Source organism: Allobosea sp. AK1 (assembly GCF_006714945.1).
Classification (GTDB): Bacteria; Pseudomonadota; Alphaproteobacteria; order Rhizobiales; family Beijerinckiaceae; genus Allobosea; species Allobosea robiniae.
In genome coordinates this window covers 4,004,322-4,020,218 of the sequence record NZ_VFMG01000001.1, presented here as the reverse complement: position 1 = coordinate 4,020,218, position 15,897 = coordinate 4,004,322, and the positions used below count along the sequence as shown (strand labels likewise).

17 protein-coding genes are annotated in these 15,897 nt (G+C 66.5%); 3 read left to right on the top strand and 14 right to left on the bottom strand.

Going from position 1 to position 15,897, the window contains the following annotated elements:
• Positions 1 to 14: 14 nt before the first annotated feature.
• From FHT98_RS19385 to FHT98_RS19375, 3 genes are all read right to left on the bottom strand, one after another.
• Positions 15 to 887 (bottom strand): branched-chain amino acid aminotransferase, encoded by an 873-nt coding sequence (locus FHT98_RS19385; protein ID WP_061964739.1) that lies wholly within the window; start codon positions 885 to 887, stop codon positions 15 to 17.
• Between the two features lie 126 nt (positions 888 to 1,013).
• Positions 1,014 to 1,331, bottom strand: coding sequence for an AzlD family protein (locus FHT98_RS19380; RefSeq protein ID WP_142114970.1), 318 nt, complete (start codon positions 1,329 to 1,331; stop codon positions 1,014 to 1,016).
• Positions 1,318 to 2,049, bottom strand: coding sequence for an AzlC family ABC transporter permease (locus FHT98_RS19375; RefSeq protein ID WP_142114969.1), 732 nt, complete (start codon positions 2,047 to 2,049; stop codon positions 1,318 to 1,320). The genes FHT98_RS19380 and FHT98_RS19375 overlap by 14 nt, the downstream gene beginning before the upstream one ends.
• Before the next feature lie 111 nt (positions 2,050 to 2,160).
• Between FHT98_RS19375 and FHT98_RS19370 the strand changes: the two genes are divergently transcribed.
• Positions 2,161 to 2,769 carry a 4'-phosphopantetheinyl transferase family protein gene (locus FHT98_RS19370; protein ID WP_185745221.1) on the top strand — a complete coding sequence of 203 codons (609 nt, stop codon included), beginning with the start codon at positions 2,161 to 2,163 and terminating at the stop codon, positions 2,767 to 2,769.
• A gap of 9 nt (positions 2,770 to 2,778) precedes the next feature.
• Here FHT98_RS19370 and FHT98_RS19365 read toward each other — a convergent pair whose 3' ends face one another.
• The 8 genes from FHT98_RS19365 to pheS all read right to left on the bottom strand — a co-directional run bounded on the left by FHT98_RS19365 (position 2,779) and on the right by pheS (position 11,620).
• A complete protein-coding gene (locus FHT98_RS19365) occupies positions 2,779 to 3,519 on the bottom strand; it encodes a TerC family protein (RefSeq protein ID WP_142114967.1) in 741 nt (246 codons plus the stop codon).
• A 27-nt stretch (positions 3,520 to 3,546) separates the two neighbouring features.
• Positions 3,547 to 4,251: a TerC family protein gene (locus tag FHT98_RS19360; protein WP_061964749.1), complete on the bottom strand. Its 705-nt coding sequence runs from the start codon at positions 4,249 to 4,251 to the stop codon at positions 3,547 to 3,549.
• Positions 4,252 to 4,281: 30 nt separating this feature from the next.
• Positions 4,282 to 5,358, bottom strand: coding sequence for a tartrate dehydrogenase (locus tag FHT98_RS19355; RefSeq protein WP_091855853.1), 1,077 nt, complete (start codon positions 5,356 to 5,358; stop codon positions 4,282 to 4,284).
• Positions 5,355 to 6,257 carry an alpha/beta fold hydrolase gene (locus tag FHT98_RS19350; protein WP_142114966.1) on the bottom strand — a complete coding sequence of 301 codons (903 nt, stop codon included), beginning with the start codon at positions 6,255 to 6,257 and terminating at the stop codon, positions 5,355 to 5,357. The genes FHT98_RS19355 and FHT98_RS19350 overlap by 4 nt, the downstream gene beginning before the upstream one ends.
• 235 nt (positions 6,258 to 6,492) lie before the next feature.
• The gene (gene pheT / locus FHT98_RS19345; RefSeq protein ID WP_142114965.1) at positions 6,493 to 8,916 is read right to left on the bottom strand and encodes a phenylalanine--tRNA ligase subunit beta; all 2,424 of its coding nucleotides are present in this window, start codon (positions 8,914 to 8,916) and stop codon (positions 6,493 to 6,495) included.
• Positions 8,913 to 9,338 carry an ASCH domain-containing protein gene (locus tag FHT98_RS19340; protein WP_185745220.1) on the bottom strand — a complete coding sequence of 142 codons (426 nt, stop codon included), beginning with the start codon at positions 9,336 to 9,338 and terminating at the stop codon, positions 8,913 to 8,915. The genes pheT and FHT98_RS19340 overlap by 4 nt, the downstream gene beginning before the upstream one ends.
• A complete protein-coding gene (locus FHT98_RS19335; RefSeq protein ID WP_142114964.1) occupies positions 9,328 to 10,509 on the bottom strand; it encodes a ceramide glucosyltransferase in 1,182 nt (393 codons plus the stop codon). Before FHT98_RS19335 ends, FHT98_RS19340 begins: the two co-directional genes overlap by 11 nt.
• A gap of 28 nt (positions 10,510 to 10,537) precedes the next feature.
• On the bottom strand, positions 10,538 to 11,620 hold the full coding sequence (pheS, locus tag FHT98_RS19330) for a phenylalanine--tRNA ligase subunit alpha (RefSeq protein WP_142114963.1): 1,083 nt from the start codon (positions 11,618 to 11,620) through the stop codon (positions 10,538 to 10,540).
• 98 nt (positions 11,621 to 11,718) lie between these two features.
• Here pheS and FHT98_RS19325 point away from each other — a divergent pair, with 98 nt between their 5' ends.
• The gene (locus FHT98_RS19325) at positions 11,719 to 12,480 is read left to right on the top strand and encodes an LOG family protein (RefSeq protein ID WP_142114962.1); all 762 of its coding nucleotides are present in this window, start codon (positions 11,719 to 11,721) and stop codon (positions 12,478 to 12,480) included.
• Positions 12,481 to 12,647: 167 nt separating this feature from the next.
• Here the strand turns inward: FHT98_RS19325 and rplT are convergent, their stop codons facing one another.
• Positions 12,648 to 13,022: a 50S ribosomal protein L20 gene (gene rplT / locus FHT98_RS19320; RefSeq protein WP_061964765.1), complete on the bottom strand. Its 375-nt coding sequence runs from the start codon at positions 13,020 to 13,022 to the stop codon at positions 12,648 to 12,650.
• Positions 13,023 to 13,050: 28 nt separating this feature from the next.
• Positions 13,051 to 13,251, bottom strand: coding sequence for a 50S ribosomal protein L35 (rpmI, locus tag FHT98_RS19315; protein ID WP_061964767.1), 201 nt, complete (start codon positions 13,249 to 13,251; stop codon positions 13,051 to 13,053).
• A 269-nt stretch (positions 13,252 to 13,520) separates the two neighbouring features.
• Here rpmI and FHT98_RS19310 point away from each other — a divergent pair, with 269 nt between their 5' ends.
• A complete protein-coding gene (locus tag FHT98_RS19310) occupies positions 13,521 to 14,546 on the top strand; it encodes an amino acid ABC transporter substrate-binding protein (RefSeq protein WP_061964769.1) in 1,026 nt (341 codons plus the stop codon).
• 61 nt (positions 14,547 to 14,607) lie between these two features.
• Here FHT98_RS19310 and FHT98_RS19305 read toward each other — a convergent pair whose 3' ends face one another.
• Complete coding sequence (locus FHT98_RS19305) at positions 14,608 to 15,816, bottom strand: MFS transporter (protein ID WP_142114961.1); 1,209 nt, start codon at positions 15,814 to 15,816, stop codon at positions 14,608 to 14,610.
• Positions 15,817 to 15,897 lie beyond the last annotated feature (81 nt).

Here is a 15,897-nt window from a genome sequence, read left to right as displayed (position 1 = left end):
ACAGGCCTTCCGGCTCAGGCGGCCTTCGGCTTGCTGTGGGCGTAGTCCATGTAGAGCTCGCGGGCGCGGCGGAAGAGCGGGCCGGGCTGGAGCGTACGGTTGTCGATGCGGGTCACCGGCATGCACTTGGAATAGTTGCCGGACATGAAGATCTCGTCGGCCTGCTCGAAATCCTCGTAGCGCAGGCTGCATTCCTCGACCGGGATGCCGCTCTCGCGCATCAGCTTGATGACGCGCTGGCGGGTGATGCCGTTCAGGAAGGTGCCGTTCGGAACCGGGGTCTTCACGACGCCGTCCTTGGCGAGGAAGATGTTCGAGGTCGCGGTCTCCGCGACATTGCCCTGCATGTCGAGCACCAGCGCGTTGTCGAAGCCGGCGGCCTTCGCCACCTTCAGCACGCGGGCATTGTTCGGGTAGAGGCAGCCTGCCTTGGCGTCGGTCGGGGCGGTCTCGTAGCTCGGGCGGCGGAAGGCGCCCTTGGTCACCGAGAAGCCGGCCGTCGGCTGCGGCATCGCCGCCTCGAACAGGCAGAGCGCGAACTGGGTCGATTCCGGATCGGCCATGATGGTGGAGGGGCCGTCGGCCTCGCCCCAGTACATCGGCTTGACGTAGATCGCGGTGCCGGGCGCGAATTTCTTGACGCCCTCGAACATCTTGCCGACGATGAAGTCCGCCTCAACGGTCGGCTTCAGGCCGAGCGCTGTGGCCGAGCGGTTCACGCGGGCGGCGTGCAGGTCGATGTCCGGCGCGACGCCGTCGAAATAGCGGCCGCCATCGAAGACCGAGGAGGCCTGCCAGAGCACATGGCTGCGCGGACCGACGATGCCGGGATTGCCCTCATGCCAAGAGCCATCGAACCAGGTCCACGTCTGAGAATACCATGCCATGACGGCGCTCCGTTTTAGCCAGTTTTGCTGTGATGCACCGTCCTCCCCCCGCCCTTCGTCGTCAACCGGTGGCGATGCATACCGGGATGACGTGATGTGATGGAAGCAATCGGAAGGGGTGATGGATCAGAAGCCCAGCGCGCGCAGACCGGAGATCGCGACCATGCCGACCAGCAGCGCCAGAAGCTCGCTGCGCCGCAGGATCATGGTGCCGACCGCCGCGAGAAGCGCGAGCGCCGCAGCCCAGCCCAGCCGCTCGATGAGCGGCAGCACCGTCGCCACCACGATCGAACCTGGCAGAGCCGCGAGCCCGCGCCGGACATGGGGCGTCAGCGGGATGACGCTCATCAAGGCTACGCCGGAGATGCGGCAGAGATAGGTCGCCGCCGCCATCGCGGTGATGGCGATGAGCGGACCCCAGGTGCCGAGGTCAGGCAGCGTCATCGCGGAACGCCCCCGTGATCGCGCCGGCAAGCGAGCCGACGATGATGAAGGCGTAGCCATCGACCAGCCGGGCCGTGACCAGCGCGACGAGGCCGGCGACGACCCAGGGCACCATGCCGCGCTTGCCGCGCCAGAGCGGCACGATCATCGCGGCGAAGAAGATCGGCATGACCAGGTCGATGCCGTAGCGGCGCGGGTCGCTGACCAGCGCGCCGAGCATGTAGCCGCCACCGGTCGCGATCACCCAGACCAGCCAGAGTGCCAGCCCCGCGCCGACCAGAACGCCGAGATCGCGCCCGCCCTCGGCCCGGTAGCGCGTGCCGATCAGCCAGTTGGCATCGGTGAAGAAGAAGAGATGGAAGGCATTGAGCGCCTTCGGATATTTCGCGAACCAGGGTTGCAGCGAGGCGCCCTGCAGCACCATGCGCGCATTGACGGTCGCGGTGACCACGGCGATGCCGGCAATGGCGCCCCATGTCCATTCGGGACGCCACAGCTCCAACGAAACCAGCTGCGCGACGCCGGCATAGACGAAGCCGCTCATCAGCAAGGTCTCGAACAGGGAGAGCCCCTTCGCAGCCGCGGCCGCGCCGAAGGCGACGGCGAAGACGACGATGCCCGGCATCAGCACGGAGACCTTGCGCAGCCCGAGCATCATCCCGGCTGCGGTGACCGGCGCTTCCCCGGCGGCCGGCGGCGTGTTTGGTTCGGCTGACATCACTCTCCAGAAGCGGAAAGCCCGCTTGAACGTCAACGCGCATGAACAGCGCGGCTGCATGAATTCCGCGCAGGACGCGACAGCATGCGGCGGGAGCACTACAGATGGGCCATGCACTGGTTCGACAACGCCGATGCCATCGCTCCTGCCCTGCCCGCGATCTGGCTCGTCCGGACGGGCGTCAATCCGCGCAACCTGACCGAACGCGCAGCGCTGCGGCGCGGCACCGCGCGGCAGGTGCTGGCGCGCCAGCTGGGTTGCCGGGAAGACGATGTCGTCATCGATCACGACAAGGCCGGCCGGCCGCTCCTTGCCCTTCCTGAAACGCCAGGCCTTCACGTTTCGCTGGCGACGCGAGCCGGAGGGGTCGCCATCGGTCTGGCACAGCATCCGCTTGGAGTGGACGTCGAAAGCGTCGAGGCCAGGGCTATTGCGCCGCTCGACCTGCTGCATCCGGACGAGCAGCGGTTTCTGGAAGCGACCGCCCCCTCCATTCGCCCCCTCGTCTTCGCCCGCCTCTGGGCCGCGAAGGAAGCCTATGTGAAGGCAATCGGCACCGGCTTCGTCCGGCCACCCGAGAGCTTTTGCGTCTCGCTGCCGTCAGAGACGCGCTTCAACGTCTTCGACCCGCTGTCGGGGGCGGGTCACCAGGGTGAGCTCCGTCTCATGAAAAACGGCGGCCAGGATGTCCTGGCCGCCGCTGCGATCGTTCTCGATTGAGCCTGAGGCTCAGCCCGGCTGGTCGGCCGGCTTCTTCTTCAGGACATAGCCGACGATGCAGACGAAGACCGCGCCGATCACCGCCGCCGCGTAGTGCGGCACATTCGCCGGGCCGATGCCGAGCGGGCTGACGTCGGTGGGAACCGGCACCACCCAGGTCGACCAGTTCGCCTGCAGCCAGCGCAGCACCGCGATGTCGCCGAGGATCATCTCGGCCGCGATCCAGCCGAGCAGCGCCGCGCCGAGCCAGACCAGGATCGGGAAGCGCTCGATGATCGAGGTCAGGAGCTGGGCGCCCATGATGATCAGCGGGATCGAGAGCAGCAGGCCGAAAACGAAGAGCTCGACATGTCCGCGCGAGGCGGCGGCAATGGCGATGACATTGTCCAGGCTCATCACCGCGTCGGCGATGGCGATGGTTCGCACGGCCTTCCAGAGGCTTTCGCTCGCCTCGATGTTACCATGCGCCTCCTCCTCGCCGACGGCGAGCTTGATCGCGATCCAGAACAGCAGGACGCCACCGATCACCTTCAGATAGGGCACGCCGAGCAGATAGGTCACGACCAGCGCGAAGAGGATGCGCAGGCCGACCGCCGCACTGGCACCGAGCCAGATGCCGACCTTCCTGCGGTTCTCCGGCAGCGAGCGGCAGGCGAGCGCGATGACGATCGCGTTGTCGCCGGAGAGCAGCAGGTCGATCCAGATGATCTGCAGCAGCGATACCCAGAAGGTGGAGGAGGAAAAATCCATCGTTGTTCTTGCCCTTTTGCCGGATGGTCAGTGGGCCGGATCGGGCCGGCGCGATTTGATGAGGTAGCCGAGGCCGACCACGAGCAGGGCGCCCAGGATCGCGGCCGGGTATTCCAGCTTGTGGAGCAGTTCCTCGCCGAAGCGGGCGATCAGCCAGGGGTCGCTCTCGAACATCTCGCCCGCGACCCAGCCCAGCAGCGCCGCACCCGCCCAGACCAGGATCGGGAAGCGCGTCAGCAGGTTCGTGATCAGCGAGGCGCCGAGCACGATCAGCGGGATCGAGATGACGAGACCGGCGATCAGCAAGGGAATCGAATCCTTGGCGACGGCAGCGATCGCCAGCACGTTGTCGAGGCTCATGACGATGTCGGCGATGGCGACCGTCTGCACCGCCTTCCAGAGCTTGCTGCTGGCGGTGATCGAATCCTCGTCCTGACCTTCGTCCTCGACGATGAGCTTCACCGCGATCCAGATCAGCAGGCCGGCGCCGACGATGCGCAGGAAGGGCGTGTTGAGCAGCGAGGCGATCAGCACCGTGAAGAGGACGCGCAAGACCACTGCGACGCCGGCGCCGAGCGCGATGCCCTTGGTGCGCTGCGCCGGAGCGAGCGCGCGGCAGGCGAGCGCGATGACGACGGCGTTGTCGCCCGAGAGCACGATATTCAGCAGGATGATCTCGGCCAGCTTGCCCCAGACAAGCGGGTCGACAATGGAAACCGACGACAAATCCATGTCTTCAAACCTTTAAGTTCAAATTCCTGCTCAAAGCGCCTGCTCGACCGCCTTGCCGGCGGCTTCGGTACCCAGCGTGCCGCCAAGATCCCGCGTGCGGGTCCGGGCATCGCCGAGCGCGCGCTCGATCGCGGCCTCGATGCCCTTCGCAGCCTCGTGCTCGCCGAGATGGTCGAGCATCATCGCACCCGACCAGATCATGCCGACGGGGTTGGCGATGCCCTGCCCGGCAATATCGGGCGCCGAGCCATGGACGGGCTCGAACAGCGAGGGATGATCGCCGGTTGGATTGATGTTGCCGGAGGGCGCGATGCCGATCGTGCCGGTGCAGGCCGGGCCGAGATCGGAGAGGATATCGCCGAAGAGGTTGGAGGCGACGACGACGTCGAAGCGGTCCGGATTGAGCACGAAATGCGCGGTCAGGATATCGATATGGTACTGGTCGACGGCGATATTCGGATAGCTCTTCGCCATCTCCTTCACCCGTTCGTCCCAGTAGGGCATGGTGATCGAGATGCCGTTCGACTTGGTGGCCGAGGTCAGCTTCTTGCGCGGACGGCGCTGCGCCAGCTCGAAGGCGTATTTCAGCACGCGGTCGACGCCAACGCGGCTCATCACCGTCTCCTGGATGACGATCTCGCGCTCGGTGCCGGCATACATGCGCCCGCCGACCGAGGAATACTCGCCCTCGGTGTTCTCGCGCACGACGAAGAAGTCGATATCACCGGGCTTGCGATTGGCGAGTGGGCCGGGAACGCCCGGCATCAGGCGGACGGGGCGCAGGTTGACGTACTGGTCGAACTCGCGCCGGAACAGCAGCAGCGAGCCCCAGAGCGAGACATGGTCCGGCACCTGCTGGGGCATGCCGACGGCGCCGAAATAGATCGCGTCATGGCCGCCGATCTTCTCTTTCCAGTCGTCGGGCAGCATCTTGCCATGCTTGGCGTAGTAGTCGCAGGAGGAGAAATCGAACTGGTCGAGGCGCAGCTCGAAGCCGTATTTCTTCGAAGCGGCCTCGAGCACCCGCAGCCCCTCGGGCATGACCTCCTTGCCGATGCCGTCGCCGGGAATCACGGCGATGCGGTAAACGCGGTTGGTCCCGGTCATGCGGTTTCTCCGAAGAAGGCCTTGAACTCCGCGGCGACGAGATCGGGGACCTCCTCCGCGAGATAGTGACCACCCGGCAAGGCATGGCCGCGCACATCCTGCGCACGCTCGCGCCACAAGGCCAGAGGGTCGAAGCATTTCCCGATGATGCCGCGCTCGCCCCACAGCGCCAGCAGCGGACAGGCGAGCTTTCTGCCGCCATCGGCATCGTCATGGGCGATGTCGATCGTCGCCGCCGCGCGATAATCCTCGCAGCTCGCATGGATCATCGCAGGATCGCGGAAGCAGCGCAGATATTCGGCAAGCGCCTCCGGCTCGAACAGACGCATGTCCGAGGCGCGCCGGCTCGTCCAGTAGAAATCCGGATCGCTCTCGATCATGCGTTCCGGCATCGGCGCGGGCTGGATCAGGAAGAACCAGTGCCAGTAGCCGCGGGCGAAGGCATCGGTGGTGTTGCGATACATCTCGCGCGTCGGCGCGATGTCGAGGGTCGCGAGCTTCAGGACCCGCTCGCCATGGTCGAGCGCCAGACGATGCGCGACGCGGGCGCCGCGGTCATGCGAGCCGACGAAGAAGCGCTCATGCCCCAGCGCGCTCATGACCTCTGACATGTCCTGCGCCATGGCGCGCTTCGAATAGGGCGCGTGATCGGGGGCGGTCGGCGGCTTGTCGGAATCGCCGTAGCCGCGCAGGTCGGGGCAGATCAGGGTGTAACGCTCGGCCAGCAGCGGGGCGACCCGGCGCCACATGATGTGCGTCTGCGGATAGCCGTGCAGCAGCAGCAGCGGCGGCCCCTCCCCGCCCGTCCGCACGCGAATCCGCGCGCCCGACGTCTGAACGTCGAGCAGGCGAAAACCGGGGAACAGATTGTCCGTGGCGGGACGTTCGGTGAGAACCATAGGACCGCGAAGATGCAAGAATGCGTCAGCGCTTACCCCGAAAGCGCAGGGATTTCGCGCACGGATTATTACACAATCCTGATCAATGGTGGGAAGGGCGCCCCGCGCCGCGTCATTCTCGGGCGCCGCGAAGCGGTGACCCGAGAATCTTCGGCCGAAACGAGCGCGGGAGCCTCATCCGGCACGAGATGCTCGGGTCAGGCCCGAGCATGACGCACGTTATTGGATGACGCTATCAGCCGCGCAGGGTCGCGCCGTAGCGCTTGCCGATCTCGGCGACGATCTTGCTGCCGACGGCTTCGATCTCGGCCTCGGTCAGCGTCTTCTCGGTCGGCTGCAGCGTGACCGCCAGCGCGACCGACTTCTTGCCGGCCTCGACGCCCGCGCCTTCATAGAGATCGAAGACACCGACATTGGCGATCAGCGCGCGGTCGGTGCCCTGCGCCGTCTTGACCATGTCGCCGGCCGCCACCGCCTTGTCGACGATGAAGGCGAAGTCGCGCGTCACCGGCTGGAAGTCGGACAGCGCGAGCTTCGGCTTGACCTTGGTCGGCTTGGCCTTGGGCAGCGGCAGCACGTCGAGATGAATCTCGAAGGCGACCAGCGGCCCCTTCACGTCGAGCGCCTTGAGGATCTTGGGATGAACCTCGCCGAAGGCACCGATGACGCCCTTGGGGCCGAACTGGAGCGTGGTCGAGCGGCCGGGATGGGCCCAGGCCGGACCGCCGGCGACAATCTGGAGACCGCCGGTCGGAATGCCGAGCCCCGAGAGCAGGCCGAGCACGTCCGCCTTGGCATCGAACAGGTCGACGGGCTTGGCGCCACCATCCCAGCGGCGGCCGACGCCGTCGAGACGGGCACTGCCGCGGCGCAGGCCAGCCGCCGCGATGAGCTGGCCTTCCGGCTCGTCGCTCTTGAAGATCTGGCCGACCTCGAACAGCGCGACATCGGGATAGCCGCGATCGGCGTTGCTCTGTGCGCCGCGGATCAGGCCCGGCAGCAGCGAGGGGCGCATGTCCGAGAGATCGGCTGCGATCGGGTTGGCGAGCGCGAGCCTGGGCGAACCACCGCCGAAGAGCTTGGCCTGATCATGCGAGATGAAGGACCAGGTCACGGCCTCGACGAGGCCGCGCGCCGCAAGCGTGCGCTTGGCGATGCGCGTGCGCTTCTGCAGCACGGTGAGCACCGGCTTGATCACCTCGCCCTTGATGCGCGGCAGCGGCGTCGAGGCGACGCGATCGAGGCCGGCGATACGCACGATCTCCTCGACGAGATCGGCCTTGCCGCCGACATCGGCACGCCAGGACGGCGGCGCCACCTTGACGCGGTCGCCAGCGCCCGAGACATGGAAGCCGAGCGAGGTCAGCGCCAGTTTCATTTCCGCCTGCGGCAGCTCCAGCCCCGTCAGGCGCTTGACCTCGGACCAGGGGAAGTCGATCGCGCCGGGGCTATCCGGCAGGTCGCCGACGAACTCCATCTCGGACGCTTCGCCGCCGCAGAGCTCGATCACCAGCGCGGTCGCGAGGTCGAGGCCGGGGCGTGTGAAATCGGGATCGACGCCGCGCTCGAAGCGATAGCGCGCATCCGAATTGATGCCGAGCGCGCGGCCGGAGCGGGCGGTGTTCAGCGGGTCCCAGAGCGCGCTCTCGATCAGCACGTCGGTGGTCGCCTCGCTGCTGCCCGAGGCTTCGCCGCCCATGATGCCGGCAAGCGATTCAACGCCATGCTCGTCGGCGATGACGACCTGCTCGTCGGTCAGCGTATAGGTCTTGCCATCGAGGGCGAGGATGGTCTCGCCGGGCTTCGCGCGGCGCACCGTGAGGTTGCCCTTCACCTTGGCGGCGTCGAAGACATGCAGCGGCCGGTTGCGGTCGAGCGTCATGAAATTGGTGATGTCGACCAGCGCGTTGATGGGGCGTAAGCCCACGGCGCGCAGGCGCGCCTGCAGCCAGTCCGGCGAGGGGCCGTTCCTGACGCCCCGCACCAGGCGCAGCGCGAAGGCCGGGCAGAGCTTCCGGTCTTCCTCGGCGAAGTCGAGGGTGACCTTGACCGGGCATGGGAAGGAGCCGCGCACCGGCTGGATGACCTGCGACTTGAGCTTGCCGATACCGGCGGCAGCAAGGTCGCGGGCAATGCCCGCGACGCCGAGCGCATCGGCGCGGTTCGGCGTCACCGCGATCTCGATCACGGCATCGTCGAGCCCGGCATAGGGAGCGTAGGGCTGGCCGACCGGCGCATCGGCTGGCAAATCGATGATGCCGTCGTGATCATCGGAGAGCTCGAGCTCGGCTTCCGAGACCAGCATGCCGTTCGATTCGATGCCGCGGATCACGCCCTTGCCGAGCGTGACCTTCTTGCCGGGGATATAGCTGCCCGGGGGGGAAAACACGCCCTTCATGCCGGTGCGGGCATTCGGCGCGCCGCAGACGACCTGAACGGGTTCGCCCGCGCCGGTATCGACCATGCAGACGCGTAGGCGATCGGCATTCGGATGCTGCTTCGCCTCGATGACATAGGCGATGGTGAAGGCCGAAAGCGCGGCGGCGCGATCCTCGATCGCCTCGACCTCGAGGCCGACGCGGGTCAGGGCATCCGTGATCTCCGCAACGGAGGCGTCGGTATCGAGATGCTCTTTGAGCCAAGAAATCGTGAACTTCATGCGTCTAGGTCCATCGGGGCGAGCACTTCCACCAGACGGAAGCGTTCGCAAAGCAAGGGCATGTCGGGGCTGAAGACACCGATGCGCCGAAAATAGGTTTCGTGGGCGTCCCGCCACGAGGCAAGGGTGCGGTCGCCCTCCCCTTCGTCGAAGGCGAAGGCCTCGTCAACTTCGTCGAAGCGCCGCTCGATGAGTTCGAGCGTCTCGATGACGCAGACGGGCCGCCTGGTGCCGTCGAGCACGACCCAAAGCTCGTTCAGCTTCGGGCAATCGGGCGCATCGAGCGTGTTCACCGTCGCGGTCTTGCGGCCGCTGACGACCAGCGCCGCGAGTTCGGTCGCCAGCTCCGGGCTGTCGCCGAAGGAAAAACTCGGGCAGCCGCGATAGCGCTCCGGCAGGGACGCGATCAGGTCAGTGGCCATCGCGCCCTGCCTGTGCCGGTGCAGCCGGCACCGCATCGTTGAGCTTGTTGGCGCCGTCGGTGCGGATCTTCATGGCGTTGCCGCGCCAGCTCACCTCGCCCCCGACGAAGGCATAAACCCAGATGCCGGGAAACGCGATGTCGCGCGCCAGCATGGCGAAGGGCGAACGCCAGTTCAGGAACCAGCCGACGCTGGCCGAGAGCACGATATCTCCGGCATACCAGACCAGCAGCACGAGCAACGGCGCCAGCCAGACCGGCAGACCGAGAGCGGAAGCCCCGAAAGCGGCCAGCAGAGCCGCCAGGAAGGGCGTGGCCAGAATTTCCAGCGCAAAGAAGGGCAGGAAGGTCACGCGCCGGAGCCGCGCCCAGCGGAACTGGCGCTGCACGGCGTCCCTCAATCGGCGCCGGCCGAGCGGCTGCTCGAAGGGCTGGCCGACGAGATGGACCTGCCGGCCGGTATTGCGCACCAGCTTGGTCGAGGCCGCGTCCTCGGCGATCTCGGCACCCAGCGCGGCGATGCCGCCGTTCGCGTCGAGGAAGGGCTTGTTCCAGAGCATCGACTTGCCCTGCGCGAAGCCGAGGCCCAGCGCCTCGCCGACATATTGCCAGCGCGCCTGGAAGGCGTTGAGGAAGGCGCATTCGACTTCGGCGCCGAAGCATGCCGGCCGAGAACCGGCCGGCGTCGAGCAGACCAGACCGGTCGTCGGCTGCCAGGCGGCCAGCATGCGCTGGATATAGTCCTTGGGCATCAGCACGTTGGAATCCGCCAGGATGACCCAGTCGGTCGTTGCTGCCTCCCAGCCGCGCACGCAGTTGTTGAGCTTGGGGTTGGCGCTGACGGGTACATCGCCAACGATCAGGCGGATCTTCTCCGCGCCGTGGATGCCGATCAATTCCTCGATCAGCGGGATGATCGGGTCCTGCGCGTCGGCGACGCAGAAGATCGTGCTGTAGCGGGGATAGTCGAGTTCGAGACCGGAGACAGCCGTCTCGCGGCTGAAGGCCTCGATGCCGCGCACCGGACGGACGATGGTGACCGGCGGCAAGGTATCGAGCAGGGCCGAGCCTTGCAGGGGCCGGCGCAGCCGCCAGAGCGCGATGGCCTGGCTGACCAGGTTCATCACGACCAGCAGCACGGCGATCGTCGCCGCCCAGCCCGCAGGCGTCATCGCGCCCTCCCCTGTCCGGCCCGTGCCGTCACGAGGAGAGGCCGCCCGTCAGCGTCGGCAGGTCGAGCGGACGGAAGCCGTAATGGGCGAGCCAGCGCACATCCGCCTCGAAGAAGGGGCGCAGGTCCGCCATGCCGTATTTCAGCATGGCGATGCGGTCGATGCCCATGCCCCAGGCGAAGCCCTGATAGACCTCCGGGTCGAGCCCGCAGTTCTTCAGCACGTTCGGGTGGACCATGCCGCAGCCGAGGATCTCCAGCCAGTCGTCGCCCTCGCCGAAGCGGATCTCGCCGCCCTTGCGCGAGCACTGGATGTCGACCTCCATCGAGGGCTCGGTGAAGGGGAAGAAGGACGGGCGGAAGCGCATCTTCACGTCGTCGATCTCGAAGAACGCCTTGCAGAACTCTTCCAGAACCCATTTCAGGTGGCCGAGATTGGCCGACTTGTCGATGACGAGCCCCTCGACCTGATGGAACATCGGGGTGTGGGTCTGGTCGGAATCGTTGCGATAGGTCCGACCCGGGCAGACCACGCGGATCGGCGGCTCCTGCGCCAGCATGGTGCGGACCTGCACCGGCGAGGTGTGGGTGCGCAGCAGCTTGCGCTCGCCATTCTCATCCGGCGCGAAGAAGAAGGTGTCGTGCATCTCGCGCGCGGGATGGCCGACCGGGAAATTCAGCTTGGTGAAGTTGAGGTCGTCGGTCTCGACATCCGGCCCTTCGGCGATGGCGAAGCCCATATCGCCGAAGATCGCGGTGATCTCGTCGATGACCTGGCTGATCGGATGGATGCGGCCGCGCGCTTCCGGACCCTCCTGCACGGGCAGCGACACGTCGACGCGCTCGGAAGCGAGCCGGGCTTCCAGAGCGGCCTCACCCAGCGCTTCCTTGCGGGCCGCGATAGCGCCCTGAACCCGATCGCGCAGGCCGTTGATCTGCGGGCCCTTCTCCTTGCGCTCGTCCGGCGTCATCGCGCCAAGCGTCTTGAGCAGCGCCGAGATCGAGCCGGATTTGCCGAGCGCAGCGATGCGCAGATCCTCGACGGCGGCTTCGTCGGCGGCAGTATCGATCGCGGCGAGGACGTCGCGTTCCAGAATGGCGATATCGGTCATGAATTAAGTCGCAAGCGTTTGAAGGCGTGGGAACGGGCGCGTTCTAGCGGGAACGGCCGGCTTATGCCAGAGCGAAGCGACGACTTGAGGAGGATGCCTTGACCGACAATACCGCCCAGAAGGATTCGCCGTCCTATCGGCTGGCCGCGCTCGACCCCGATTTCATCCTGGGCGATTCGACCCGCGGCGCCCGCTTCATGCTGGAATACCAGAAGGCGGAGGACAACTTGAGGGCGCGCGGCGTCGTCTCGACCATCGTCGTCTTCGGCTCGGCGCGGGTGCGCGAGGGCAATCCCTGGTACGAGGCCGCCAGGCAGTTCGGCCACATCGCCTCTGAGCGCGGCGGCGCGCTGCAGGATGGCGAGGCCGGCCGCCATCACGTCATCGCCACCGGCGGCGGCCCCGGCATCATGGAAGCCGCGAACCGCGGCGCAACCGAAGCCGGCGCGATCTCGATCGGCTTCAACATCACCCTGCCGCACGAGCAGGAGCCGAATGCCTGGTCGACGCCGGATCTGACCTTCCTGTTCCACTATTTCGCGATGCGGAAGATGCATCTGGCGATGCGTGCCGCGGCGCTGGTGGTGTTTCCCGGCGGCTTCGGCACGCTCGACGAACTGTTCGAGATCATGACGCTGGTCCAGACCGGCAAGATGGGACGAGTGCCGATCGTGCTCTACGATTCCGGCTACTGGAAAGGCCTGCTCAATCTCGATGCGATGGCCGCGGCCGGCTTCATCCGGCCCGATGACCTCAAGCTGTTCAGCTACGCGGATTCGCCCGAGGAGGCTTATGATCGGATCGTCGAAGGCGCCGGCGAAGGCTGGAACCCGCCGAAGAACGGCAGCGTGCAGACGTAACACGCGCTGTGCCGTCATGGTCGGGCCTGTCCCGACCATCCACGTCTTCGCCGGTCGAAGCGTGTTCGAGACGTGGATGCTCGCCACAAGGGCGAGCATGACGTTGGAGCCAAAGAAAAAGGCCGGCGTCACCGCCGGCCTCTTCCAATTCAGCGATGCAAGGCTGCTCAGGCGGCCTTGGCTTCGGCGCCCAGCACGCCCTTGACCGTCTCGACCACGGCAGCGAACGAGGCTGCATCGTCGATGGCCATGGCCGACAGGGTCTTGCGGTCGAGTTCGATACCCGACTTGATCAGGCCACCGATGAAGGCCGAATAGGTCAGGCCGTGCTCGCGCACCGCAGCGTTGAGACGCTGGATCCAGAGCGCACGGAAGGTGCGCTTCTTGTTCTTGCGGTCGCGATAGGCGTACTGCATCGAGCGATCGACGGCCGCCTTGGCGGCGCGGATCGTATTCTTGCGGCGGCCATAGAAGCCCTTGGCGGCCTTGAACGTCTTCTTGTGCTTGGCGTGGGCTGTTACGCCCCGTTTCACGCGAGCCATGTCATGATCTCCGGAATGTCAGGTGGCGTCAGCCGTTGGGAAGGAAGAACTTCTTCACGTTGGCCGCATCGCCCTCGAACAGGACGGTGGTGCCGCGGTGATTGCGGAGCTGCTTGTTGGTCCGCTTGATCATCCCGTGACGCTTGCCGGCCTGGGCGTACATCACCTTGCCGGTTCCGGTGATCTTGAAGCGCTTTTTAGCGCTCGACTTCGTCTTGATCTTGGGCATTTGAGCTCCTCAATGGTCGTGGCTGCGCGTCTTTCGAACGCGTTGCCAATGTCTTGCTTTCAGGAAGCAAAGCACGATCGCCACGGCAGCCCTTATCAGCCGGGCGATCGAAGGCCGGGCCTATCGCAGAAAATGACCGCTATTGCAAGTGCGAAGCCGGCAATAACCGGTGAGGCTGCCCGGAAAAGCAGCAGCCCTTCGTCTGCCTTCTTCAAACGATCGTCACGCCGTAAGGTCAACAGGCGTGTTCCGCATCTGGAGACAGTTCCGTGAAGAAGCTTCTGCTCAATCTCGCCGCAGGCCTTGCCCTGACGGCCGCCGCCTCCGCTCCCGCGCTTGCCCAGTCGACGCTCGACAAGATCAAGGCGCGCGGCAACATCATCTGCGGGACCAGCGAGGGCGTGCCCGGCTTTTCGCTGCAGGACAATGGCGGGGTCTGGAAGGGCTTCGACACCGATTTCTGCCGCGCTCTGGCGGCGGCGATCTTCAACGACCCGAACAAGGCGAGCTATCTCTCGCTGTCGAGCAAGAACCGGCTCGTCGCACTGCAGAGCGGCGAGATCGACGTGCTCGCCCGCACCACGACCTGGACGCTCGGCCGCGACATCGGCCAGGGCCTCACCTTCACCGCCGTCAACTACTATGACGGGCAGGGCTTCATCGTGCGCAAGAAGCTCGGCGTGACCAACGTCAAGGATCTCAACGGCGCCTCGGTCTGCGTGGCGCAGGGCACCACGACGGAGCTCAATCTCGCCGATTACGGCCGCACCAACGGCATCAAGTTCGAGACCGTCGCCTTCGCCACGCTCGACGACACCGTCCAGGCCTACGAGGCCGGCCGCTGCGACGCCTATACCACCGATCTCTCGGCGCTGTCGGGCACCCGCAGCCGGCTCAAGGACCCCGAGGAGCACATCCTCCTGCAGCAGGTCATCTCCAAGGAGCCCCTCGGCCCCTGGGTGCGCAAGAACGACGCGGCCTGGTTCGACCTCGTGCGCTGGACGGTCTTCGCCCTGATCAATGCCGAGGAGCTCGGCGTGACCCAGGCCAATGTCGAGGAGATGGCGAAGTCCTCGCAGAACCCGGAAATCCGCCGCATGCTCGGCAGCGAGGGCAAATTCGGCGAATCCCTCGGCCTCAGCAATGACTGGGTCGTGCGGATCATCAAGGCCGTCGGCAATTACGGCGAGAGCTTCGAGCGGCATTTCGGCGCCAATACCCGCACCTCGCTGCCGCGAGGCGTCAACAAGCTCTGGACCCAGGGCGGCCTGCAATACGCCCCGCCGATCCGCTGAGGTCGGACCGACTGAAATCGGGCCGCTCCTTTTGGGGAGCGGCCCTTGTCGCCGGCGGCTCTCAGGCGGCTTCGCAGACCAGGGTTTCGGCGCGTAGGCCGAGCAGGCGGCTGTAGCCTGCAAGGACCACAAACAGCGCCGCAGCCCCCGCCCCCACCGAGATCCAGAAGCCGCTAGGGGCGCCGAAGGCATCGATCAGCGCGCCGGCGGCCGAAGCCCCCGCGGCCATGCCGATGCCAATCCCGGTGATGCCCCAGGTCATGCCCTCGGTGAGCTGGCGCGGCGGCACCAGACGCTCGATCAGGCCCATGGCGATGATGATCGTCGGCGAGACCGCCGCGCCCGCCATGAAGAAGACCAGCGCCAGCGAGGCGAGCCCGGTCACGGCGAGCAACGGCAAGGTCGTCGCTGCCGCGAGTGCAACCGCCGCGAGGAATTGCGTGGCGAGCGAGGCCCTGAGCCTGAGCGCCCCGAAGACGAGGCCGACGATCAGCGAACCTGCCGCATAGACGGCGAGGACGAGGCTTGCCGCCGCCTTCTGGCCCTGCGCTTCCGCGAAGGCGACCGCGGTGATCTCGGCCGTGCCGAAGATCGCGCCGATCGCGATCATGGCGAGCACGACGACCTGGACGCCGCCGAGCCGGATGACCGAGGCATCCAGTCCTGCGATATCGGCGCGAACCGGGGGCTCGGTGCGCCGCTGGGCGCAGAGCAAGGGCACGCCGACGACCAGGAAGATCAGGGCGGCAAGCGGCCCCGCTTCGGGAAACACGCTGACGCTGAGCCCGATCGCGACGATCGGACCGACGATGAAGATGACCTCGTCGACCACAGATTCGAAGGCGAAGGCCGTGCGCAATTGCGGAGTGTCGCGATAGAATTCGGTCCAGCGCGCCCGGACCATCGCGCCGATGCTCGGCATCAGGCCGGCGAGCAATGCAAAGACGAAGAGCAGCCAGCTCGGCGCGCCCGCCCAGGTCGCGACCATCAGCCCGCCGAGCGCCAACGCCCCGGCCGCGGCGGCGGGCATCAGCACGCGGCGCTGGCCGTAGCGGTCGACCAGACGCGAGACCTGCGGCGTGATCAGCGCGCTGGCGAGCGCGAAGGTCGCGGCCACCGCGCCGGCGATCGCATATTCCCCGCGCCGCTCCGACAGCATGGTGACGATGCCCAGCCCGACCATCGAGGCCGGCAGGCGGGCGATGAAGCCGGCGGAGGAAAAGGCGAAGGCGCCGGGCGCCTGGAAGATCTCGCGATAGGGGTTAGGCATGGCTCGGACCGGATAAGGCGGACATACGCCGCGTATGTCAGTGGGTAATTGCATACGCCCCGTATGTCAATTAACATACGG

What these genes read in the sequence shown, in the direction of transcription:
- FHT98_RS19380 (WP_142114970.1), bottom strand. Translation starts at nt 1,331, where the DNA reads ATGACGCTGCCTGACCTCGGCACCTGGGGTCCGCTCATCGCCATCACC.
- FHT98_RS19350 (WP_142114966.1), bottom strand. Translation starts at nt 6,257, where the DNA reads ATGGTTCTCACCGAACGTCCCGCCACGGACAATCTGTTCCCCGGTTTT.
- FHT98_RS19375 (WP_142114969.1), bottom strand. Translation starts at nt 2,049, where the DNA reads ATGTCAGCCGAACCAAACACGCCGCCGGCCGCCGGGGAAGCGCCGGTC.
- pheS (WP_142114963.1), bottom strand. Translation starts at nt 11,620, where the DNA reads ATGACCGATATCGCCATTCTGGAACGCGACGTCCTCGCCGCGATCGAT.
- rpmI (WP_061964767.1), bottom strand. Translation starts at nt 13,251, where the DNA reads ATGCCCAAGATCAAGACGAAGTCGAGCGCTAAAAAGCGCTTCAAGATC.
- FHT98_RS19355 (WP_091855853.1), bottom strand. Translation starts at nt 5,358, where the DNA reads ATGACCGGGACCAACCGCGTTTACCGCATCGCCGTGATTCCCGGCGAC.
- rplT (WP_061964765.1), bottom strand. Translation starts at nt 13,022, where the DNA reads ATGGCTCGCGTGAAACGGGGCGTAACAGCCCACGCCAAGCACAAGAAG.
- pheT (WP_142114965.1), bottom strand. Translation starts at nt 8,916, where the DNA reads ATGAAGTTCACGATTTCTTGGCTCAAAGAGCATCTCGATACCGACGCC.
- FHT98_RS19370 (WP_185745221.1), top strand. Translation starts at nt 2,161, where the DNA reads ATGCACTGGTTCGACAACGCCGATGCCATCGCTCCTGCCCTGCCCGCG.
- FHT98_RS19340 (WP_185745220.1), bottom strand. Translation starts at nt 9,338, where the DNA reads ATGGCCACTGACCTGATCGCGTCCCTGCCGGAGCGCTATCGCGGCTGC.
- FHT98_RS19385 (WP_061964739.1), bottom strand. Translation starts at nt 887, where the DNA reads ATGGCATGGTATTCTCAGACGTGGACCTGGTTCGATGGCTCTTGGCAT.
- FHT98_RS19335 (WP_142114964.1), bottom strand. Translation starts at nt 10,509, where the DNA reads ATGACGCCTGCGGGCTGGGCGGCGACGATCGCCGTGCTGCTGGTCGTG.
- FHT98_RS19365 (WP_142114967.1), bottom strand. Translation starts at nt 3,519, where the DNA reads ATGGATTTTTCCTCCTCCACCTTCTGGGTATCGCTGCTGCAGATCATC.
- FHT98_RS19305 (WP_142114961.1), bottom strand. Translation starts at nt 15,816, where the DNA reads ATGCCTAACCCCTATCGCGAGATCTTCCAGGCGCCCGGCGCCTTCGCC.
- FHT98_RS19360 (WP_061964749.1), bottom strand. Translation starts at nt 4,251, where the DNA reads ATGGATTTGTCGTCGGTTTCCATTGTCGACCCGCTTGTCTGGGGCAAG.